Here is a 21,307-nt window from a genome sequence, read left to right on the forward strand (position 1 = left end):
CTTTTTTTGGTTATTCGAGGATCAGGCCTGCCAGCGGCCGCCGAAGTCTTCCGGGACCAGAAGATTGTGGCGCCCCAGATCAGCCACGTTGCGCTCACCGCAAAGTGCCATCGTTGTATCGAGCTCTTTCTGGATTACCTCCAAAGCCGTCGTCACACCTTTCTGACCCATCGCACCCAGCCCATAAACAAAGGCGCGGCCTATGAAGGTTCCTTTGGCCCCAAGCGCCAGAGCCTTTAGTACGTCTTGCCCCGAACGAATGCCGCTATCCAGATGCACTTCGACATCATTGCCAACGGCATCCATGATCTCGGGCAGAACCCGGATTGAACTAAGCGCACCGTCCAGCTGTCGCCCGCCGTGATTTGATACGACGATGGCGTCCGCACCCAGCTTGGCGGCCATCTTTGCGTCTTCGGCGTCCAATATACCCTTGAGGATTACTTTGCCGCCCCACTGTTCCATCAGCTTCTCAACCTTGTCCCAGTCGAGGCTGGGATCGAACTGTTCAGCAGTCCATGTTCCCAGTGAGCGGGTATCGGTGATGCTGTCGACATGGCCGACGATATTGCCGAACTCCCGACGTTTGGCACCCAGCATTTCGATACCCCAGGCCCATTTTGTCATCAGGTTAGCAATGGTTTTTGGTGTCAGTTTTGGCGGTGCAGACAGGCCATTCTTCAAGTCCTTGTGTCGTTGACCGAGGATTTGCAGGTCGAGCGTGATGACCAAGGCTGAGCATTTCGCATCCTTCGCGCGCTGGATCAGTCGCCCGACGTAGTCCTGATCCTTCATTGTATAGAGTTGGAACCAGAACGGAGCAGTCGTGTTTTCAGCAACATCTTCGATCGAGTTGATTGACATCGTCGAAAGGGTGAAGGGCACGCCAAAGGCCTCGGCAGCTTTGGCCGCTTTGATCTCACCATCTGCATGTTGCATGCCTGTGAGACCTACCGGAGCCAGTGCCACCGGCATCGACACATCCTGTCCGATCATCTGCGACGCGGTCGAGCGTCCGGTCATGTCTACGGCCACCCGCTGACGCAGACGGATGTCTTCGAAATCCGAGGTGTTCTCGCGGAATGTTTGTTCCGTCCAGCTGCCGCTTTCCGCATAATCAAAAAACATGCGGGGCACCCGGCGTTCATAGATCCGTTTGAGATCTTCGATATTGGTAATTGTCGGCATGGATCTGCCTTCCGCAGGATTGGTTAAGTTTCTTTACCAATTTTTCTATCGCTCTGCAATGGCGATCAACTGCGGTTGGTTGCCACGTGGTTTTGTAACGAAAAATACCGCAGCAAGCTGAACGCCAGCTGCGGTGGATACCGATTTGAGATATAATGAGTTATCAGGCGGTGTGCGCGCCGTCAGCAAGTGATTTGACGAAGTCCAACACCTCGGACACTGATTTTCCAGACCCGATTTGGCTGACAATCGCGGACCCGACAACGGCGCCATCTGACACGCTGGCAATGTTGCGTGACTTCTCTGGCGTATTGATCCCAAACCCGACAATGACCGGTAAATCGGTTGCGGCTTTGATCCGTGCAACCTCGGGTCCGACATCGGTCGCCTGCGCCTCAGCGGCGCCGGTGATGCCGGTAATCGACACGTAATAAACAAAGCCAGACGTGTTCTGCAGCACGCGAGGTAGGCGGTTATCGTCGGTTGTCGGTGTTGCCAGCCTGATAAAGTTCAACCCGGCAGCCTGTGCTGGCAGGCAAAGCTCTTCGTCTTCTTCAGGTGGCAGATCGACGACAATGAGCCCGTCGATTCCGGCGGATTTGGCATCTGCCAGAAATACATCGACTCCACGGCTGTAGATCGGGTTGTAGTATCCCATCAGCACAATCGGCGTGGTATCATCGGTTTCGCGGAAAGCGCGCGCTAAATCCAGCGTGCGTTGCAATGTCATCCCGCCATCCAACGCCCGTTGACCAGCGGCCTGGATAGTGGGGCCATCCGCCATAGGGTCGGTAAAGGGCAAGCCCAGTTCGATCACGTCGACGCCTGCGCCGGGCAAACCCTTTACGACCTCCAGCGACGTTTCATAGTCGGGATCCCCGGCCATGACATAAGCTACAAATGCCTTTTTGCCCTGTTCTTTCAGAGCGGCGAATTTGGCGTCGATACGGGTCATCGGAAGTCCTTGCACTCGGGTTTGGACCTGATGTGCAGAAACTTTCGCTGAAAATCAATCCCGCTTGGTGGACTAGAGATCAGAACGAGTAATGATACCGCAGCAGTAGTGAGTTCACACCGGGGTTATCGCCCTGCGTACTAGCATTGGATTTGTGCGTGATGGCAACCGACAGTTTGTTCCCACTTTCAAGCGTATAACCAAGACCCAACAGGCTGCGAATCTGAAAACTGCCTCCCAAATCATTCTGATCGCTTCCTTCGCTATAGTAGCCGGGCATGACGCTGCCTTCGATAAACCATCGGTCGGCAAAGCTATATACTCCGATTAATCCGGCACCAATATGCGTGTCTCCGTCTGTATCAACCGAGAGAGCTCCACCCCATGTTGCGCTGAACCGAGTTGCCTCGTGAAACGGGCGATGCTGATACTCAAGCGAAAAAATGGCCTGATCGTCTCCGTCGCTGTGGGAGTAATCTGCGTAGCCAGCGCCGAAAATGATGGATTGTGCCTGCGCAGAAGTCGCCGCCGCCAGCGCGAAGGCCAGAATAACAAGGGGTTTCATCGTACCTACTATGTCCGTCGTTCGTTGGTATTAGTTTTATTGGGGACTGTATGTGCATGAATTCAATGAGGGCAAGAACACAATGTCATGCCAATTTCGTGATGTGGCCGATCAGACTCGGGGGTGGGAGGGAGTGCTACGCCTTGCGCATTGCGCTAGACCTGCCTAGAAGCGGCGCTCGAATGGTATCAGGAGGCCGTTATGGGCTTTAAAATGGGAATCGTGGGTTTGCCGAATGTGGGCAAGTCGACCCTCTTCAATGCGCTGACAAAAACTGCGGCAGCCCAGGCGGCGAATTTCCCATTCTGTACCATCGAACCCAACGTGGGTGATGTTGCTGTTCCTGATGATCGCCTGGATAAATTGGCGGCGATCGCCAGTTCTAAACAGATCATTCCAACGCGCATGACCTTTGTAGATATCGCCGGTCTGGTAAAAGGCGCATCAAAGGGCGAAGGACTTGGCAACCAATTCCTGGCAAATATCCGTGAGACCGATGCGATTGCTCATGTTCTGCGCTGTTTTGAGGATGGTGATGTGACCCATGTGGATGGTCGTGTCGATCCCGTGGCGGATGCGGACACGATCGAAACCGAGCTTATGCTGGCCGATCTGGAAAGCATCGAAAAGCGCCGCACCAATCTGGTGCGCAAGCTGAAGGGCAACGACAAAGAGGCGCAGCAGCAGGACCGCCTGCTGTCCGAAGCGCAGGAGATGCTGGAAAGCGGCAAGCCCGCGCGCCTGGTCGAGGTCTCGGACGAAGACGCCAAAGCCTGGAAGATGCTGCAGCTGCTGACCACCAAACCGGTGCTCTATGTCTGCAACGTGTCCGAGGAAGAAGCCGCTGAGGGCAATGAATATTCCGCCAAGGTTGCCGAGATGGCAGCTGCGCAGGGCAATGCTCATGTCATCATCAGTGCTAAGATCGAAGAAGAGATCAGCCTGCTGGAAGACGAGGAAGCGCAGATGTTCCTTGAGGAAATGGGGCTGGAAGAACCCGGCCTCGACCGCCTGATCCGCGCTGGTTACGATCTGCTCAAGCTGGAAACCTATTTCACCGTCGGCCCGAAAGAGGCCCGCGCCTGGACCATCCGCACCGGCACCGCCGCACCACAGGCGGCTGGCGTGATCCACGGCGATTTCGAGAAAGGCTTCATCCGCGCCGAGACCATCGCCTATGATGACTACATCGCCGCGAATGGTGAGCAGGGTGCCAAAGAGGCAGGTAAGATGCGGGCAGAGGGCAAGGGGTACATCGTCAAGGATGGTGATGTGATGCATTTTTTGTTTAATACGTGAACATTCGACGGCGAGGTCGTAAGAATTGAATTAAAAACAGGTCAAGTCCTTTAAAGGCCCTTACGGGCTTCCTCAGATTATCTTAGTAAATATTTTGTCCTAAAGGTATTCAAATGAGAGGCAATTTTGCTTCTAAATCCAACACATTAGGTGAGGTGCTCTCCTCAAAAAGCTCTGCCGCAGAACACGGCCTCGGCAGTCTCACACGTGTATCGCGTATTCTGAAAAAGCTCATAGGCTTTGGTTTGTTGGTTTGTACATTTGCTCTGGCTTTGGGTTTGCTCTTGGAATGGTCAGATATCAAAATAGACCCGGTCCTAATTTTGCTATGCGCCTTTGTTTTTGTCTGGTTGACCGCAGGTCGCAAAAGTAACGTTGGCAAACAGCACTTCTTGTTAGCCAATGATCGTCTTGGCTTTATGCGTAGTCTTAGACTTGATGAGAAAACGGTCGTTATTGACGGAAGTAATATTTACCATTTCGGGCATGACAATGGCTTAGATGCCCAACCGCTGAGTGAGATCGTCCGTCAACTGCGTTCGCAAGGGTATCGTGTCATATGCTTCTTCGATGCAAACATTTATCATACACTGAGTGAACACGGGGCAATTCCAAGGAGAGAGCGACACTCGTTGGTGTTGCTTCAACAAATTTTTGGGCTCGACGTAAGCGAGATTTATGTCGTGCCCAGCGGCGTTCAAGCGGATGTTTTTATTCTTGAGTGTCTCAAGTACCTGCCAATTTCGTTTGCCGTAACCAACGATAAATACCGTGACTATGCAAGCGAGTACCCGACTGTAATGAGCGAAAACCTTTGGCGCAAAAGCGTGGCGATTTCAGACGGTAAAATCAAGCTGCTTCAGCACAAATTCCATGGCTGACAAAAGTTGAGCGTTTGGCGTCAGCAGACGCTGAAGTATTGCCCTCGCGTTGTGTTTTCACATTCTGTGGTTTGGGTTCTGATGTAAGTCCGGAGCCGCTCGCCCTTCCGCGTTTGTTCAACTCGGGCTTTCTTCGCTCAGAAAACGCGATAGTCTGCGGTTCTCCTTTTGGGTAGGATGTACCTAAATGATCGAAATCCGCGACCTGCAACTGCTCAGCGCTTTGGCGCGGCATCGCCATTTTGCCAAAGCGGCTGAGGAGTGTGGCATTTCCCAGCCTGCGTTCTCAATGCGCATCCGTAATCTCGAGGATCGATTGGGTGTCTCTATTGTCCGGCGCGCCAATCGGTTTCAGGGCTTGACCGAAGAGGGCGAGATGATCGTTCAGCGGGCGCGACGCATTCTCGATGACACCAAGGCTTTGGAACAGCAGGTGTTGGCTGCCAAGGGTGAGATCACCGGCACGCTTATTTTGGGTGTGATCCCTACAGCGATTGCCTTCACCGGGCGTCTGACCAAGCGGTTGCGCGACGCCCACCCGCGTATCGTGACCCGGATCGAGACCATGTCCGCGACCGCGATCCAACACCGGTTGGACGAAGGCAGTCTGGACGCGGGTATTACCTATGGCGACAGCATCGGCACCGACTTGCGGCAGGTGCAGCCGCTGTACGAAGAAACCTACGTCCTGTTGGTTCCTTCGCATATGACCGATGAGACGGGCCCGATCCCATGGGCGCGCGTGGCCGAGTTCCCGCTCAGCCTGTTGGAGCCTCAGATGCAAAACCGGCGAATTCTGGACCGGATATTTGCCGAACAGGGCTTGCACCCGGATATTGTGGCCGAGACCAGTGGGTTCACCGCCTCGATGGTCATGGCGCGCGAGGGGCTCGCGGCCACTGTGATCCCGCGCGTGCTGGTGCGGGCGCTGGGGGATTTGAAAGATACCAAAGTGCTGCCTTTGGTCGACCCGGTGGTCAGCAAGCCGATTTGTCTGGCGACCCTGACTCGCGACCCGGAATTGCCCACGGTCGGCGCATTACGTGATGTGGTGGCGTCATTACGGTGATAATCTGTCGTTATCGTACGATTGAGATATGCGATTTGACGATATGCTAGTCTGATGAGACACGGAGCCTTAATCGGAGGGCATCATGGCACCATTAGATACCAAGCCATCAGGCGCACCCAAAGGCGTCTGGAAGTCAGGTAAAGGCAAAGGGCGGCACACGCCCAAAGGCCGTCAGTTCACGGATGAGGCGCAGGCTGAAATCGCGCGTCTGCTGGGCGACCGCCCGCGTCGCCGCGACCTGCTGATCGAATTCCTGCATTTGATTCAGGACGAACACGGCCATATCAGCGCCGATCACATTGCGGCTCTGGCCGTTGAAATGCGGATCGGACAAGCCGAGATCTACGAAACGGCGACCTTTTATGCCCATTTCGATGTGGTGAAAGAGGGTGAAACCCCTCCGCCCGCTTTGACGATCCGTGTCTGTGATTCCCTGTCCTGCGAGATGGCAGGTGCCCAACAGCTGCAAATGGCGCTGGAAGACGGTTTGGACGCTTCACAAGTGCGTGTCGTTCGCGCGCCCTGCATGGGCCGCTGTGATACCGCTCCGGTGCTTGAGATCGGTCACAACCACATCGACCATGCGACCCCCGAAAAAGTGCAGGCTGCGATTGCTGCCGATGACACCCACGCGCATCTGCCTGACTATGAAGCCTACGCGACCTACGAGGCGAATGGCGGTTACGCTAAGCTGAAAGAGCTGCGCGACGGTGGCGACTGGGAAAAGGTACAGGAAGACGTATTGTCCTCGGGCCTGCGCGGTCTGGGCGGCGCTGGCTTCCCGTCAGGCAAGAAATGGGGCTTTGTTCGCATGAACGAAGGCCCGCGCTATCTGGCCGTGAACGGGGACGAAGGTGAGCCGGGCACATTCAAGGACCGCTATTATCTTGAGCGCACGCCGCATGTCTTCCTTGAGGGTATGCTGATCGCCGCGTGGGCGGTCGAGGCCGAGACGTGCTTTATCTACATGCGTGACGAATACCCTGCAGTTTTGGAAATCCTGCGCCGCGAGATCGCCGCGCTGGAAGCCGCGGGCATTGTCGAGCCGGGCTATATCGACCTGCGCCGGGGTGCCGGTGCCTATATCTGCGGTGAAGAATCCGCGATGATCGAGTCGATTGAGGGCAAAAAGGGCCTTCCGCGTCACCGTCCTCCGTTCGTGGCGCAGGTTGGGGTCTTTAACCGCCCGACCTTGGTGCACAATGTCGAGACCCTCTATTGGGTGACCAAAGTTTGCCGCGAGGGGCCGGAATGCCTGAACAGCACCGAAAAGAATGGTCGCAAGGGTTTGCGTAGCTATTCGGTCTCGGGGCGGGTCGCGAAGCCGGGTGTTTACCTTCTGCCTGCTGGCTCGACCATTTTGGATGTGATCGAAGCTGCCGGTGGTATGGCCGAAGGGCAGACCTTCAAAGCCTATCAGCCGGGTGGTCCCTCCTCGGGCCTGTTGCCCGCGTCGATGGACGATATCCCATTGGACTTCGACACGCTGCAACCGCACGGCACATTTATTGGCTCTGCCGCTGTGGTGGTTCTGTCCGATCAGGACACCGCGCGCGATGCGGCGCTGAACATGTTGCGCTTCTTCGAAGACGAAAGCTGCGGCCAGTGCACGCCCTGCCGGGCGGGTTGCGAAAAGGCGGTCAAACTGATGCAGGCCGACAAGTGGGATCAGGACTTGCTCGAGGATCTGTGTCAGGTGATGGGCGATGCCTCGATCTGCGGTCTGGGGCAGGCGGCCCCGAACCCGATCCGCCTTGTCATGAAACACTTCGCTGACGAAATCTGAGGGGAGACAGAGCCATGCTTGATGCAAGCCCGAACAAAACCGTCACCTTCAACCTGAACGGCGAAGATGTCACCGTACCCGAAGGCTGGACCATCTGGGAAGCCGCCAAGGGGCAGGGGTTCACTATCCCGCACCTGTGCCACAAGCCACAGCCGGGCTACAAACCCGACGGCAATTGCCGCGCCTGTATGGTCGAGGTGGAAGGCGAGCGCACGCTGGTCGCCTCCTGCATCCGCCCGGCGGCGGAGGGTATGGTCGTGAAGACCGACAGTGATCGGGCCGAGAAATCGCGCGCCATGGTCATGGAACTGTTGGTCGCGGATCAGCCTGAGGAAGCACACGACACCTCCAGCCACTTCTGGGATATGGCCAAGCTGAACCATGTCAGCGACAGCCGTTTCCCGGCGAAAGAGGCCGAGAAAATCCCGCTGTTGGATGACAGCCACGTTGCGATGCGCGTCAATCTGGACGCTTGCATCAACTGCAACCTCTGCGTCCGAGCCTGCCGCGACGTGCAGGTCAACGACGTGATTGGTATGGCCGGACGTGGCCACACAGCGCAGGTGGTGTTCGACCAGAACGACCCGATGGGTGCTTCGACCTGTGTGGCTTGTGGTGAATGCGTGCAGGCCTGCCCGACCGGTGCCTTGATGCCCGCCACTATACTGGATGAGAACCAGCAGGGTGACAGCAAGGATTACGACAGTGAAACCGAAAGCGTCTGCCCGTTCTGCGGCGTCGGCTGTAAGGTCTCGCTGAAGGTCAAAGACGGCAAGGTCAAATATGTCGAGGGCATCAACGGTCCCGCAAACGAAGGCCGTCTGTGCGTCAAAGGCCGCTTTGGTTTCGACTACATCCACCATCCGCATCGCCTGACCAAGCCGCTGATCCGTCGTGAAGATGCGCCTGAGAAGGGCCTGAATGTCGATCCCGGCAACCTATCAACTCATTTCCGCGAAGCGACTTGGGAAGAGGCGATGGATCTGGCCGCCACCAAGTTGAAAGTCCTGCGCGAGGAAGACCCGCGCAGCGTTGCGGGCTTTGGTTCGGCCAAGTGCACCAATGAAGAGGCGTATCTGTTCCAGAAGTTCATCCGTCAGGGCTTCCGCCACAACAATGTCGACCACTGCACCCGCCTGTGCCATGCGTCGTCGGTTGCGGCCCTGATCGAAAACGTCGGCTCCGGCGCCGTTACTGCGACCTTCAACGAGATCGAAAACGCGGATGTGGCGATCATCATCGGGGCCAACCCGATCGAGAACCACCCCGTAGCCGCGACTTATTTCAAGCAGTTCACCAAACGCGGCGGCAAGTTGATCGTGATGGACCCACGCGGCGTCGGCATGCGCAAATTTGCCGATGAAATGCTGCAATTCCGTCCGGGAGCGGATGTCTCGATGCTCAACGCGATCATGAATGTGATTGTGGAAGAGGAACTATACGACAGCCAGTATATCCACCGCTGGACTGAGAACTGGGAAGCCGAGAAAGAGCATCTGCGCCAGTTCACGCCCGAGGCGATGTCGCCGATCTGTGGTATTGAACCGGATCAACTGCGCCGAGTGGCGCGCACCTTTGCACAAGCCAAGGCCGGTCTGATCTTCTGGGGTATGGGCGTCAGCCAGCACATCCACGGAACCGATAATTCGCGCTGCCTGATCTCGCTGGCCTTGATGACCGGTAACGTTGGCAAGCCGGGCGCGGGTCTTCACCCGTTGCGGGGTCAGAACAACGTTCAGGGCGCCTCAGATGCGGGTCTGATCCCGATGTTCCTGCCGGATTATCAGTCAGTCACCGATGACAGCATCCGGGCCAAGTTCAACAATGTTTGGAACGATGAACGCGACTTCTCGAACGAGAAGGGCCTGACGGTAACCGAGATCATCGATCAGGCCTATGCGGGCAACATCAAAGGTATGTACATTCAGGGTGAAAACCCTGCCATGTCTGACCCGGATGTAGGCCACGCGCGTGATGCTCTGGCCAAGCTGGAGCTGATGATCGTGCAGGATATCTTCCTGACCGAAACGGCGAACTATGCCGACATCATCCTGCCCGCCTCGGCGCTCTATGAGAAGAACGGCACCGTGTCCAACACCAACCGTCAGGTACAACGTGTGCGTCCTGCTGTGACGCCTCCGGGTGAGGCGCGCGAGGATTGGAAAATCACTGTCGAGCTTGCGCAGCGCATAGGTCTGAACTGGGAGTACACGGATGTGTCCCAGGTCTTTGCCGAGATGAAGCTGACCATGGCCTCGCTCGACAATATCACTTGGGAAAGGTTGGAGACCGAGACCATCACCTATCCCTCGCTCAGCGAAACCGATCCGGGACAGGCCATCGTGTTCGGCGACGGGTTCCCGCGCGCAGATGGTCGGGCCCGGTTCACCCCGGCCAGCGTCATTCCGCCGGATGAGGCGCCGGATGACGAGTACCCGATGATCGCCACCACGGGCCGGCAGTTGGAACACTGGCACACCGGGTCGATGACCCGCCGGGCCACTGTTTTGGACGCCGTAGAACCTGAAGCGAACTGCTCGATGAACCCGCGTACGTTGAAACTGATGGGGATTGAGCCGGGCGAGATGATCCGTCTGACTACTCGCCGCGGTTCGATTGAAATCATGGTGCGAGCCGACCGAGCGATTGCCGAGGATATGGTGTTTATACCATTCGCCTATGTCGAGGCGGCGGCGAATATCCTGACCAACTCGGCCATCGACCCATACGGCAAGATCCCCGAGTTTAAATTTTCGGCCATTCGTGTCGAAAAGATCGAAGACGCCATCGCGGCGGAATAAACTTCACGTACTCTTAGAAAGGGCGGCTCATTTGAGGTCGCCCTTTTTTGTGATCAGTAATCCCGTTCGAAGAATATACCCAACCCCGTCTCACCCCGGCCATCCACCGTACCACGCACTGTAAAGCTGTCGGTGACGTCCAGGTTCAAATTCACTTCGGTATCGCCTTCGGTATTGACGGTGAAATCGGTATAGAGGTTGTCGCTTAGATATGCGCCTGCCCCAAGGCTGCCACCGCCGCCTTCCGTTGCGCCAAGGTCTACAGTGTCAAGCCCAGTAGCCTCGCGCACGCCCTTGGTTGCATCCCCACCCGCGCCGCTGAGTTGGGCCAGTGAAGCCGCCATCTGGGCGATCACAAAAGGCGACAACTCCGAAAAACGGTTGCCGAACAGCAGCATGGCCAGTGCTTCTTCGGTCGGGCGTTCGGGGTCTGAGAACACGTCCACTTCGGGCGAATCCAGAGGACCTGCGATCTCAATGGTGGCTGTACCGTCCGAGGTGCTGGTCGAAGATTCGAACTCGATATAGGGGGTCAAGTCGCCTTGCAGTGTCACCAGACCCTTGGTCAGCGCAAGACGACGGCCCAGAATGTCGATGTTACCCCGGATCAATTCAATCTGACCCGAGGGGACGACGGATGTAGTGGTTCCGCCAATCTGAATGCGCCCTCCCAATTCGGCGTTGACACCTCGGCCTCGAACAAACACGGCTTTGGGGGCAAGCAGGCCGATGTCCAATGACATGCGCGAGTTGCTTTTGGCTTTGTCTTCGCTTTCGACCAGATTGGCACGTTCCCGCGTCACAAAACCGGCACGGCTTTCGTTAATATGGTCGATTGTTGGGATTGGTGCTGCGCCAACTGCGCCTGCCGCTGCGGCAAGGTTTATGTTGGTTTCGCCAAAGTTTATCTGACCGGCCAGAGCACTGTTTCCAGCCAATGCCCCGGTCAGGGCAATCTGGCCGTTCAATGTGGTCTCATACAAAAGTCTGTCGGTCAGAACGAGATTATTGAGTTTCGTGGTGATCTGAGTGTTGAAGGGCGAAGTCAGATTGATCGGCCCGTTGACGGTGAATCCTCCTCCTGCCCGCAGGCCACCCTGCAGTGCAACAGTTGCACGGCTTTGCGCGATGTTGACCGTTCCGCCGATATCGGTGATCGTTTGCCCCACATCTGGCAGCGCCATTGATGCGCCGGTAGTTGAAATCGTTCCGCTGAGCGCATCCAGTGCAGGCGCCCCTTTCAGGGCTAGATCGAACCGAGCTTTACCTGCCAGACTATTGGGTGAAATAAACGCATTGGCGATACCTATGTTGATACCGCCTTGCATCTTCAAGTCTGCCTCGCCGCTACTTTCATCAAAGGCACCCGCGACCGTAGTGTTGATCTCGGCGGGGCCGTCGGCTTTGGCGTCGATAGTCCACTTGCCTGCATCACGACGAGCATTTCCATTGGCAGACAGGGTTCCAGGGAAATCGGGGATCAGACGTTCGAGCCGGTTGATCTTGGCCTCAAAATCAAAGTCGGCTGAACCATTGATGTCAACGGTTCCCGACAATTCGGCATATGAGCTCTCAGGTCCTTGCAAGCGGGCGTTGCCCTCAAGGCCAGACCCGGTCGGGGCGACATTGCCATCAAGTTTTAGCGGGCCGGACAGAGTAGGCGAGACCCGACCCACATTGTCCAGCATGGCCGAGAAATTCAGGCCACCTGCTTCGCGGTCCAATCGTCCCGATGCATCTGCAGTCAGCGCTGTTCCCTTCAGACTGAACGTGCGGATGTTAAGACCCTGATCGTCGTTTGCGGCATCCACGTTTAGCGTTGTTCTGCCCTGAACAAGCGCATCAATCACGTTAATACCTGTTCCAAGATCATCTGCGCTGAGGTTGCCAATGATGTCAAAAGTCTTGCTGCCTTGCGCGGCTCTGCCTGTGACATCAGCATTGATTGATCCCGTTAGGTCGCGCCCGGCGAGGCCTGAGAACACTGACAAATCCGGTGCCGTTGCCTTGGCACTGCCGTCTACAGCAATGTCGCCGGTAGGATCATCAATTGTAGCTCCAACCTCGGCGGTCAACGCTGCGCTTTTGATTGTAGCATTTCGGACGACGACCTGATCGCCAGAATGTGCGCCGTCCAGATTGATCGATACCCGGCCTCTCAACAGCGGATCGAACTCAATCATCCCTGTTTCGATATTTGTACCGATTACGTTGGCCTGGCCGTCAAATTCCAATGTTTGTACGGTGCCCTTGCCTTCCAGCCGGGCCTGCACCGCACCGGAGAGATCACGCTGGGCGAGGCCTGAGAATACCTTCAGATCGGGGGCGTTGACGTTGGCCTGCCCATTGATCGTCATGTTGCCAGCAAGGGTCGTGACCGTACCGCTGGCCTGAGCAGTCAGCGCATCACCACTGATCGAAAGCTCCCGAATGGACACGCCATCGGTTCCACGTTTGGCATCTAACACAATGTCGGTTTCGCCGGTGATCATTGGGTCGATATCGTCGCGGCCAGTAACCAAATCGCGCCCGTTTACTATTAGCTTGCCATCAAAGCTGCGTTCCAGCGGTGAGCCCTTGCCTTCGACTTTGATCGAAGCTTCGCCACCTAGCTGTAGCTGTGCCAGGTCCGCAAACCTCGATAGGTCGGTGGCCTGCAGCAGCGCCGCGCCATCAACCTGCAGCCCTGTCGCAAGCCCGCTGATCACGGCATCGGTTTCAAGTTTGTAGTCGCTGCCAACCAGTTCGAAACCGGTCAGTTGTAAGGACTGGTCACTGCCATAATCGAACCGTCCATCCAGCGTGATCTGATCCCCAACGGCAGCTTTCAGCGCTGGGTCAGTCAAATCGATGCCATCAAGCACGGCCTGAACGTCTCCATCCATCGATAAGCCGCCGGACTGATCCAAGGTGCCCTGCCCAGTAATTCTGGCGTGATCAATATTCAGATTGGGGGTCTCAACGTTGTCAGTTGTAAGGCTCAGATCCCAATAGTTACCATTTTTGGAGTTGTACAAGGCCGAAATCTGCGCCGCGCCAATGGACGTGTCGCCGCCACTGACGGGCAGAACAACTTTGTCGCCTTCTGGTGGCGTGATGTGGCCTTGAAGGGCAACCAGTTGCAAAACACCGCCAGAGGCAAGGCTCACCTCGCTTTTCAGTTCCAATGCTTCTGAGGTGATCTCAATGTCCGAGATGTCCAGCGCGCCATCGGAATGGGTGCGCCCGTCCACGAAAAGCCTCGTGTCTGTGCCAAAAAACGTGTCCATTTCTTTGGCCAGGAACGGAGTCAGGTCGCCGCCGACATCGGCAGTAAATGCAATCCCATCGGATGCAGTGCCATTTTCTTCGGCTGTCCGCAGTCGAACTTGGCCAGATACGCGAAGCTGCTGATCGCTGCTCAGCCCGATATCGGCGTTGAAATCTGATACCGGCCCCGAACCTTTTGCGGTCAGTTTTAGCGGCGGGGCATCGGGGATGGACAGGGCCGTTGCGATCAACCCGCCCGAGGCTTCGGCGACGGTGAGGTCCAGGTCGATCTGGCTGTTATCGTTCTGGAATCCGGCTTTAAGATCAATCGTATCACCCGCTCGATCCAGCCGGTCGATATCCAGCGTTGTATCCAGCGTTCCGTCCGCCAGCGAGAGGTTACCATTCACGGCAAGATCAGCCGCAACGCCGATCAATGGCTCACCCAAAGACAAGTCATCGACCCGAAGCTCGCCAATTTCAATGGAAACCGGAAGCTCGGGCAGTTGAAAGGGTTGGGTCTCAGCTGAAGGCGGCGGTGTGTCCTTAGTCGTCGTGCCCGGGGCACGGGCGATGTCAATCTCTTGCGCCGACAATGTATTGACTGAGAATCGACCCCGCAGCAACGCCAGCCGGTTCCAATCCAGCTCAGCATTTTTGATGGTCAGCCAGACACCTTCGTCATCGGCGACGGTAATTTCCTGAATCGTCGCTCGTGAACTCAGCGCACCTTCCAGACCGATCACCTGAACATTTTGATCATCGCCTGACAGGGTATCCTGCAGGAACCGTTCGATCATGCTGCCGCCTTCGTCCTGCGCGGTCGCTGCCGGGGGGACGACGATCACTGCTGAACTCAGCAACAGAGGGTATAGAAAGCGACGCATCAGAAGGCCTGCCCGATCCCGAGGTAGAACTGCAGCCCATTGCCCGTGTCACCCTGAACTGGGACGGCAAGGTCAAAGCGCAATGGCCCGAAACCGCCCAGATCATAGCGAATACCCAGCCCGGCGCCAGAATGCTCTTCCGCGCCGCTGCCGATGAACGAGGACGTGTCGACGACGCCATAGTCATAGAAGCCGACCAACGAGATTGCGTCGGTGACTTTGCCACGAATTTCAGCTGACAGTCCCAAAAAGGACTTGCCACCAGCCACACCGTCTCCGACTGGAATACCGAGGCTTTCATAGGGCTGACCACGTACCGTTCCGGCGCCGCCTGAGAAGAACAGGAAATCCGGGGTCACGCCGTCTGCAGGCGGGCCCAGCACAGATCCCAGCTGAACGCGCCCGGCGAGCACCAGCCGTCCGCCAGTACCCAGATCGTTATAGGCGCGTCCGTCAAAGAACATCCTCAGGCCAGTGTCAGAACCAGAGAACCCGACAAAGGGCATCACCTGCGAATCCAGATAATAACCTCGTGTGGCGCTGACTTTGCTATCCCGTTCATCCCACTCAGACCGGAAGGGCAGGATGAAGTACCGGAACTTGCGGCCATCGCCATAGGCGTCATCCGCGTCTGACCATTGGAAACCGGCTGAGGCTTCGGCATAAAGACGGTCCGAAAACGTGCGGCGGGCACCATAGGCAAGCGAGGCGATAGTGACGTTGTAATTCTCGGTGTTTCGCCGTTCCAGCAGGGCACTCCAGAAAGTATTGTCGTCTGGGCCGAGCCGGTCAGGTTGATCCAGACGCAGGCCAATGCGCCCATCGATATCCTCGGCGCCGCCAATGTTGCGGATCGCAGCCTCGAACCTTAACCGCTCTGCCCGCCGGAACACGTTCCGATGGGTCCACGTGGCAGTTAAATCCAGCCCATCGCGCGAGGCGATCTCGGCCCCGAATGTCAGCCGACGGGGGGGGAGGTCTTCAAATGTGGCATCGAAATCCAAAGTGCCGTCCGGGTTGGGCTCGTCATGTTCCTTTATAGAGACCGTGCTGAACGTGCCGGTGCGCCGCAGCCGGGTTCCAACCTTTTGTACCTGTTCTGGCGAATAAACTTCACCCGAGGGGAAGCCTGCAATTTTTTCGATCGACCGATGGCGAACGTTAGTGTCGCCTTGGATGTTCATTTTGCCGAACCGCAGCCTTGGCCCCGGTGCCAGATCAATTGTGGCATCCAGTCGTGCCTGCGCATGTCGCGCGATTACTTTTTGGTCCGACACCTCTGCCTTTGCGTGGCCCGTATCGCGCCAGCCTTGGACCCCTGCGGATGCTGCTTGCTGGATTGCTCCGGTGGTGGCCGTTTTGCCTGTGGCAAATTCCTCGGGTAGCGCAGTTTCTGGTGCCAATGGTTGAACGACAGCCGTGCCAAATTCGAACTTCGGCCCTGAAGTCACCAATATCGTTGCACGTTTGAACTGGGTCGGAACATTCAAAGAGTTGATATTTGCAGCTTCCTGCCCGTCCAACTTGATGCTGACAACCGGGCTGAAATACCCTTCGTCATACATGATTTGAACGATGGTGCGGTAGTCGGACAGAGCTGCCGACAGAATTTCTAGCGACGTATCCAGTCCACGCGATTCTGAGGTGAAAACCGATGAGGTCTCTTCCAGCCGGTCAATCAGATCTTTAGATGCGCCGGGAGCGGAGAGGGTGGTTTCCAGCGCCGATGCAAGATTGGGAGACAATGCCAAAAGAACGCAAAAAAGCCAGCTTCTCAGAACGCTGCGCGGTCTGCTCCCTATCATTGTCTGGCTCCAACTGCCCCAAGTCGAAATCACTATGGCCGCGAAACAATAGAAATGCGGCTTGTTGAATTCATTTAGAGCATTTGGCGACGCCAAGGGGAAGAACTAAACCAAACTCAGTTGCTATTATTGGCTCGACCGTGTCCCAATTTCTCACAGATCGGCATTTCGGAACCACCTAATGATCGCGTCGCGATCTTCGGGCTCCATGTAAGTGACGTTTGCGGGGGGCATTGCGTGGGTGACGCCGGATTGCAGATATATCTGCTGCGCGTTCTGCGCGATGTCGGCCTCGGTTTCCAGCAACACACCTTTGGGTGCCCACAGGATGCCTTCCCAGACAGGCTCACGCGCGTGGCACATGGAACAGCGCCCCAAAACAATGTCGTGCGCTTCTTCAAAGCCATCCGCCGCTGCAAATTTCTGTTCATATGGTGTAAGCTGTTGCGCTTCGGCCTCTTCCAACGGGTCGTGCATGGAAGCGGTCGACAGCCACATGATGGCCATGAACAGCAGTGCAGTCACCAGCCAGGTCCAGGTTGGATTACCGGTGCGCGCATGGCGGGTGTTGAAATAGTGGCGAATGGTGACGCCCATCAAAAAGACCAACGCGGCGATGATCCAATTGTACTCGGTGGCAAAGGCCAGTGGGTAGTGGTTCGACAGCATCAGGAACACAACGGGCAAGGTCAGATAGTTGTTGTGGGTCGAACGCAATTTAGCGATTTTGCCGTACTTGGGATCAGGCGTACGTCCGTTTTTGAGGTCATCCACAACAATGCGCTGGTTTGGCATAATTATGAAGAACACATTCGCCGTCATGATTGTGGCCGTGAAAGCCCCCAGATGCAGCATCATCGCACGGCCGATGAAGATTTGGTTATAACCCCACCCCATGGCCACCAGCAGGACAAACAACAGAACCATCAGCAGCGTCGGGCGTTCACCGAGGCCAGATTTGCACAGAAAATCATAGACCAGCCAGCCAATGGTCAGCGACGCAGCCGAGATAAGGATGCCCTGCCACAGCGCCAGATCAGCTTTATGCGCATCGATCAGATAAAGCTCGCCGCCAACCCAGTAGACGATCATTAAAAGCGCGGCGCCGCTCAGCCAAGTCGCGTAGCTTTCCCATTTGAACCAGGTCAGGTGGTCAGGCATGCGCTCCGGCGCGACAAGATACTTCTGGATGTGATAAAAGCCACCGCCATGGACTTGCCATTCCTCGCCGTCCGCCGGGCCGGGAATATCGCGGTTCAGGCCAAGGTCCAGCGCGATGAAATAGAAGGATGATCCGATCCAGGCGATCGCAGTGATGACGTGCAGCCAGCGCACGCCAAAACCAATCCAATCCCAGAACACGGCGAAGTCGTACATTGATGAGGTCTCCGATAAGTTATCGCCACACTAGGCAAACGGGCTTTTCTTCGGTATTCCCGTATATTGTCAAACTGTATCAAAAAAAACGATAAGATGTCCTATCTCGACAACATTCGAACCTTTGTACGGGTTTATGATCTAGGCAGTATGTCAGCCGCCGGACGCGATATGCGAATCTCACCTGCAGTGACGTCAGCGCGGATTTCGCAGTTAGAAGATCACCTCGGGGTTCGTCTGTTCCAGCGAACCACACGCAACTTGACCCCGACCGAGCAAGGGCGTGCATTTTACCCCGGTGCAGTCGCAGTTCTGGATGCGGTTGATGAGGCCGAAGCGCAAGTCACACATCTGACCGAAGCGCCGCGCGGGTCGCTGTTCGTCGCAGCGCCCCTGGGTGTCGGGCGCCGTCTTCTGGCACCTCATGTGCCTGATTTTCTGTCAGAATACCCTGAGATTGATGTGCGTCTAAGGCTGACAGACCGCTCTGTCGACCTAACCACCGAAGGGTTGGATCTGGCCTTTTTCATCGGTCAGCCCGAAGACAGCACATTGCGCATTCGCAAGATCGCGGATTGTCAGCGAGTGCTATGCGCGGCCCCTGATTACGTGAGCCGTTGTGGGATGCCCGAATCTGGAACGGATCTGATATCAGGCAAACATGAGTGTTTGAACCTACGCTTCCCCGGAGCGGCAGAGTTTCAGTGGATGCTGGAAACGCCCGATGGCCCGAAGCGGTTCGCTGTTTCAGGCCGCTATGAGTGCGACGATGGCGATGTTTTAACCGATTGGGCGTTGTCAGGGCAGGGAATTGCTATGAAACCTGTCTTTGAGGTGTCCGAACATCTGAAGGCAGGACGATTGATCCCGGTGGCGACGCAAACGCCACCGGTGCCGGTTCAAATGGCTTGCCTGTATACCCATCGCCGCCACCAAGATCCCAAGGCACGGCTGTTTATGGATTTCATGATTGATCGTATCGGCAAGGTGGTCCGCAGCGCCGAAATCTAGGTCTAGCTGCCCCGATAGGTCGAATACCCATAAGGGGATAGAAGCAGCGGCACATGGTAGTGGGCATCCGGGTCGGACATACCAAAGCGGATAGGCACCTGATCCAGAAACAGAGGATCATCGCCGTCCTGGCCCGTCGCGCGTAGGTAATCGCCAGCAAAGAAAATCAGTTCATACGTGCCGGTTTTGAAGTCGTCCTGCGGTAGGATCGGACTGTTGGTGCGACCATCCTCGTTGGTTTCCATCTCAGCCAGTTTGCGATGAGAATCTCCCGACACTTCGTAAAGAGAGATTTTCAACCCCTCAGCGGGGCAGCCGCGTGCCGTGTCCAGAACATGGGTCGTCAGATAGCCAGCCAAGGGTCTCTCCTATGTGTTTCTTTTGGTGTGCCACAGTCTGGGCCAAACAGCAAAATGGTTGAAATGCCGAAAGAACTGGAAACAGTGTTCGGATTGATTTGATAATCAATGGACCGTTTCTGCGGTAAAGCTGTCAAAACACCTAATCGGACTGGAAGACCCTATGCAGCCGCCTCGTTACCCCCGCGATATGATCGGATATGGAGCCAACCCGCCTGACGCCGCATGGCCCGGCGGGGCGAAACTGGCTGTACAGATCGTGCTGAACTACGAAGAGGGTGGTGAAAACTGTGTTCTGCATGGGGATGCTGCGTCTGAGGCGTTCTTGTCCGAGATAGTCGGGGCGGCGCAATGGCCGGGCCAGCGTCACTGGAACATGGAGTCGATCTATGAATACGGCGCGCGGGCAGGGTTCTGGCGCCTGCATCGGTTGATGAAAGATCTGCCGATCACTGTCTACGGTGTGGCGACGGCTTTGGCGCGCTCGCCAGATCAGGTGGCCGCAATGAAATCGGCAGGGTGGGAGATTGCCAGCCACGGGTTGAAATGGGTCGAGCACAAGGACATGCCCGAGGATGAAGAGCGGGCTCAGGTTGCAGAAGCTATCCGCTTGCATACCGAAGTTGTGGGGGATCGCCCGCGTGGCTGGTACACCGGGCGCTGTTCGGAAAACACTGTGCGTCTGGTCGCCGAAGAGGGTGGCTTTGCCTATGTCGCGGACACCTATGCAGACGATCTTCCCTACTGGATGCAAACCGGTGGCCGGGATCAGTTGATTGTTCCCTACACGCTGGATTGCAACGATATGCGCTTTGCCACACCGCAGGGGTTCAACGCCGGGGATCAGTTCTATTCTTATCTGAAAGACAGCTTCGATGCGCTTTATGCAGAAGGCGAAGCTGGCGCACCCAAGATGCTGTCGATTGGTCTTCATTGTCGCCTGATCGGGCGTCCGGGACGCGTCATGGCGCTGAAACGGTTTTTGGATTACGCGCTCGGGTTCTCGGATGTGTGGTTTGCAACGCGATTGCAGATTGCGGAACATTGGGCTGAAACGCACCCGCCGGCTGAGCGCCCAAAACCCTCACAGATGGGCCGCGACGAATTTGTCTCCGCTTACGGAGGTATCTTCGAGCATTCCGCATGGATCGCCGAGCGAGCACATGGTCTGGAACTGGGCGCGGCACATGACACGGCGGGTGGATTGCACAATGCTTTGACCCGCATGTTCCGGTCCGCCTCGGACGAGGAACGGCTGGGTGTGTTAACGGCCCACCCCGATCTTGCTGGTAAACTGGCGCAGGCCAAGCGGTTAACACAGGAAAGCACGTCTGAGCAGGCTTCGGCCGGTCTCGATGCGCTGACGGATGACGAACGAGCCACCTTTACCGAATTAAATCAGCGCTACACCAAAAAATTTGGTTTTCCGTTCATTATCGCTGTAAGGGACCACAATAAGGCCTCGATCCTGGGCGCATTTGAGCGGCGGATCGAACAGGATCGCGAGACCGAGTTCGCCGAGGCATGCCGACAGGTCGAACGGATCGCCGAATTCCGTCTGCGCGATGTGCTGCCCTCATGACCCAGATTGTCGCTGAAACGATCTCGGCAGCAGCGTTCGCGCCATTTGGCGATCTGATTGATATCTCAGGTGAGCCTGACAAGATGATCAATCAGGGCCAATGCGGCCGTTATCACGACCGGGCTGGGCTGGATTTCGGTAACGCGCGTGCTGGTATTAGCCTGTTTAACGCCAACCCGCGCGAATTGCCCTACCGGCTGGAAATGGTCGAGCGTCATCCCGATGGCAGCCAGGCCTTTATTCCGATGACTCACCAGCCTTTTCTGGTGATTGTCGCACCGGATAAGGGCGGAAAACCCGGGCTACCAAGGGCTTTCATCACGCTCCCCGGGCAAGCTGTGAACTATCACCGAGGCACTTGGCACGGGGTTCTAACTCCTCTGCACGGACCCGGCCTGTTCGCGGTCGTCGATAGGATCGGGGACGGTCCAAATTTAGAAGAATACTGGTTCAGCACTCCGTACGAGGTGGTCGACCGCTGAATCCAAAT

16 protein-coding genes are annotated in these 21,307 nt (G+C 56.4%); 9 read left to right on the forward strand and 7 right to left on the reverse strand.

The features are described from left to right. Positions 1-21: 21 nt before the first annotated feature. Positions 22-1,188, reverse strand: a complete 1,167-nt coding sequence (locus ACR0DU_RS16585; RefSeq protein ID WP_480876043.1) for an alpha-hydroxy acid oxidase — start codon at positions 1,186-1,188, stop codon at positions 22-24. Between ACR0DU_RS16585 and ACR0DU_RS16590 the strand changes: the two genes are divergently transcribed. Then, on the forward strand, positions 1,187-1,309 hold the full coding sequence (locus ACR0DU_RS16590; protein WP_480876045.1) for a hypothetical protein: 123 nt from the start codon (positions 1,187-1,189) through the stop codon (positions 1,307-1,309). The two genes, ACR0DU_RS16585 and ACR0DU_RS16590, sit on opposite strands and share 2 nt — an antisense overlap. A 42-nt stretch (positions 1,310-1,351) precedes the next feature. On the opposite strand, the gene trpA is transcribed toward ACR0DU_RS16590, so the two are convergent. Further along, positions 1,352-2,143: a tryptophan synthase subunit alpha gene (gene trpA / locus ACR0DU_RS16595; RefSeq protein ID WP_480876047.1), complete on the reverse strand. Its 792-nt coding sequence runs from the start codon at positions 2,141-2,143 to the stop codon at positions 1,352-1,354. 79 nt (positions 2,144-2,222) lie between these two features. Then, positions 2,223-2,708: an acyloxyacyl hydrolase gene (locus ACR0DU_RS16600; RefSeq protein WP_010438061.1), complete on the reverse strand. Its 486-nt coding sequence runs from the start codon at positions 2,706-2,708 to the stop codon at positions 2,223-2,225. 201 nt (positions 2,709-2,909) lie between these two features. On the opposite strand from ACR0DU_RS16600, the gene ychF reads away from it, so the two are divergent. The 5 genes from ychF (at position 2,910) to fdhF (ending at position 10,547) form a co-directional block, all read left to right on the forward strand. Continuing rightward, positions 2,910-4,007 (forward strand): redox-regulated ATPase YchF, encoded by a 1,098-nt coding sequence (ychF, locus tag ACR0DU_RS16605; RefSeq protein WP_480876049.1) that lies wholly within the window; start codon positions 2,910-2,912, stop codon positions 4,005-4,007. Between the two features lie 113 nt (positions 4,008-4,120). Further along, positions 4,121-4,888, forward strand: a complete 768-nt coding sequence (locus tag ACR0DU_RS16610; protein WP_010438065.1) for an NYN domain-containing protein — start codon at positions 4,121-4,123, stop codon at positions 4,886-4,888. A 187-nt stretch (positions 4,889-5,075) separates the two neighbouring features. Next, complete coding sequence (locus ACR0DU_RS16615; RefSeq protein ID WP_010438067.1) at positions 5,076-5,957, forward strand: LysR family transcriptional regulator; 882 nt, start codon at positions 5,076-5,078, stop codon at positions 5,955-5,957. A gap of 85 nt (positions 5,958-6,042) precedes the next feature. Next, on the forward strand, positions 6,043-7,746 hold the full coding sequence (locus tag ACR0DU_RS16620) for an NAD(P)H-dependent oxidoreductase subunit E (protein ID WP_480876052.1): 1,704 nt from the start codon (positions 6,043-6,045) through the stop codon (positions 7,744-7,746). 14 nt (positions 7,747-7,760) lie between these two features. Then, positions 7,761-10,547 carry a formate dehydrogenase subunit alpha gene (gene fdhF, locus ACR0DU_RS16625; protein ID WP_480876054.1) on the forward strand — a complete coding sequence of 929 codons (2,787 nt, stop codon included), beginning with the start codon at positions 7,761-7,763 and terminating at the stop codon, positions 10,545-10,547. 53 nt (positions 10,548-10,600) lie between these two features. On the opposite strand, the gene ACR0DU_RS16630 is transcribed toward fdhF, so the two are convergent. The 3 genes from ACR0DU_RS16630 to ACR0DU_RS16640 form a co-directional block, all read right to left on the reverse strand. Further along, on the reverse strand, positions 10,601-14,683 hold the full coding sequence (locus tag ACR0DU_RS16630; protein ID WP_480876056.1) for a translocation/assembly module TamB domain-containing protein: 4,083 nt from the start codon (positions 14,681-14,683) through the stop codon (positions 10,601-10,603). Beyond that, positions 14,683-16,488, reverse strand: coding sequence for an autotransporter assembly complex protein TamA (locus ACR0DU_RS16635; protein ID WP_480876058.1), 1,806 nt, complete (start codon positions 16,486-16,488; stop codon positions 14,683-14,685). The genes ACR0DU_RS16630 and ACR0DU_RS16635 overlap by 1 nt, the downstream gene beginning before the upstream one ends. Positions 16,489-16,641: 153 nt before the next feature. Further along, positions 16,642-17,865, reverse strand: coding sequence for a urate hydroxylase PuuD (locus ACR0DU_RS16640; protein ID WP_480876060.1), 1,224 nt, complete (start codon positions 17,863-17,865; stop codon positions 16,642-16,644). A gap of 96 nt (positions 17,866-17,961) precedes the next feature. On the opposite strand from ACR0DU_RS16640, the gene ACR0DU_RS16645 reads away from it, so the two are divergent. After that, positions 17,962-18,876, forward strand: a complete 915-nt coding sequence (locus tag ACR0DU_RS16645) for a LysR family transcriptional regulator (protein ID WP_480876061.1) — start codon at positions 17,962-17,964, stop codon at positions 18,874-18,876. Positions 18,877-18,878: 2 nt separating this feature from the next. Here the strand turns inward: ACR0DU_RS16645 and uraH are convergent, their stop codons facing one another. Beyond that, entirely contained in the window at positions 18,879-19,235 is a 357-nt protein-coding gene (gene uraH, locus ACR0DU_RS16650) for a hydroxyisourate hydrolase (protein WP_170774878.1), read from the reverse strand. A 163-nt stretch (positions 19,236-19,398) separates the two neighbouring features. On the opposite strand from uraH, the gene puuE reads away from it, so the two are divergent. Further along, positions 19,399-20,817 (forward strand): allantoinase PuuE, encoded by a 1,419-nt coding sequence (puuE, locus tag ACR0DU_RS16655; protein ID WP_480876064.1) that lies wholly within the window; start codon positions 19,399-19,401, stop codon positions 20,815-20,817. Beyond that, complete coding sequence (locus ACR0DU_RS16660) at positions 20,814-21,299, forward strand: ureidoglycolate lyase (protein ID WP_480876066.1); 486 nt, start codon at positions 20,814-20,816, stop codon at positions 21,297-21,299. Before puuE ends, ACR0DU_RS16660 begins: the two co-directional genes overlap by 4 nt. Positions 21,300-21,307: the final 8 nt, after the last annotated feature.

The organism is Ruegeria sp. G2, assembly GCF_056533505.1.

What these genes read in the sequence shown, in the direction of transcription:
- ACR0DU_RS16645 (WP_480876061.1), top strand. Translation starts at nt 17,962, where the DNA reads ATGTCCTATCTCGACAACATTCGAACCTTTGTACGGGTTTATGATCTA.
- ACR0DU_RS16660 (WP_480876066.1), top strand. Translation starts at nt 20,814, where the DNA reads ATGACCCAGATTGTCGCTGAAACGATCTCGGCAGCAGCGTTCGCGCCA.
- ACR0DU_RS16620 (WP_480876052.1), top strand. Translation starts at nt 6,043, where the DNA reads ATGGCACCATTAGATACCAAGCCATCAGGCGCACCCAAAGGCGTCTGG.
- puuE (WP_480876064.1), top strand. Translation starts at nt 19,399, where the DNA reads ATGCAGCCGCCTCGTTACCCCCGCGATATGATCGGATATGGAGCCAAC.
- ACR0DU_RS16590 (WP_480876045.1), top strand. Translation starts at nt 1,187, where the DNA reads ATGGATCTGCCTTCCGCAGGATTGGTTAAGTTTCTTTACCAATTTTTC.
- ychF (WP_480876049.1), top strand. Translation starts at nt 2,910, where the DNA reads ATGGGCTTTAAAATGGGAATCGTGGGTTTGCCGAATGTGGGCAAGTCG.
- ACR0DU_RS16640 (WP_480876060.1), bottom strand. Translation starts at nt 17,865, where the DNA reads ATGTACGACTTCGCCGTGTTCTGGGATTGGATTGGTTTTGGCGTGCGC.
- ACR0DU_RS16615 (WP_010438067.1), top strand. Translation starts at nt 5,076, where the DNA reads ATGATCGAAATCCGCGACCTGCAACTGCTCAGCGCTTTGGCGCGGCAT.
- ACR0DU_RS16585 (WP_480876043.1), bottom strand. Translation starts at nt 1,188, where the DNA reads ATGCCGACAATTACCAATATCGAAGATCTCAAACGGATCTATGAACGC.
- fdhF (WP_480876054.1), top strand. Translation starts at nt 7,761, where the DNA reads ATGCTTGATGCAAGCCCGAACAAAACCGTCACCTTCAACCTGAACGGC.
- ACR0DU_RS16630 (WP_480876056.1), bottom strand. Translation starts at nt 14,683, where the DNA reads ATGCGTCGCTTTCTATACCCTCTGTTGCTGAGTTCAGCAGTGATCGTC.
- ACR0DU_RS16635 (WP_480876058.1), bottom strand. Translation starts at nt 16,488, where the DNA reads ATGATAGGGAGCAGACCGCGCAGCGTTCTGAGAAGCTGGCTTTTTTGC.
- trpA (WP_480876047.1), bottom strand. Translation starts at nt 2,143, where the DNA reads ATGACCCGTATCGACGCCAAATTCGCCGCTCTGAAAGAACAGGGCAAA.
- ACR0DU_RS16610 (WP_010438065.1), top strand. Translation starts at nt 4,121, where the DNA reads ATGAGAGGCAATTTTGCTTCTAAATCCAACACATTAGGTGAGGTGCTC.
- ACR0DU_RS16600 (WP_010438061.1), bottom strand. Translation starts at nt 2,708, where the DNA reads ATGAAACCCCTTGTTATTCTGGCCTTCGCGCTGGCGGCGGCGACTTCT.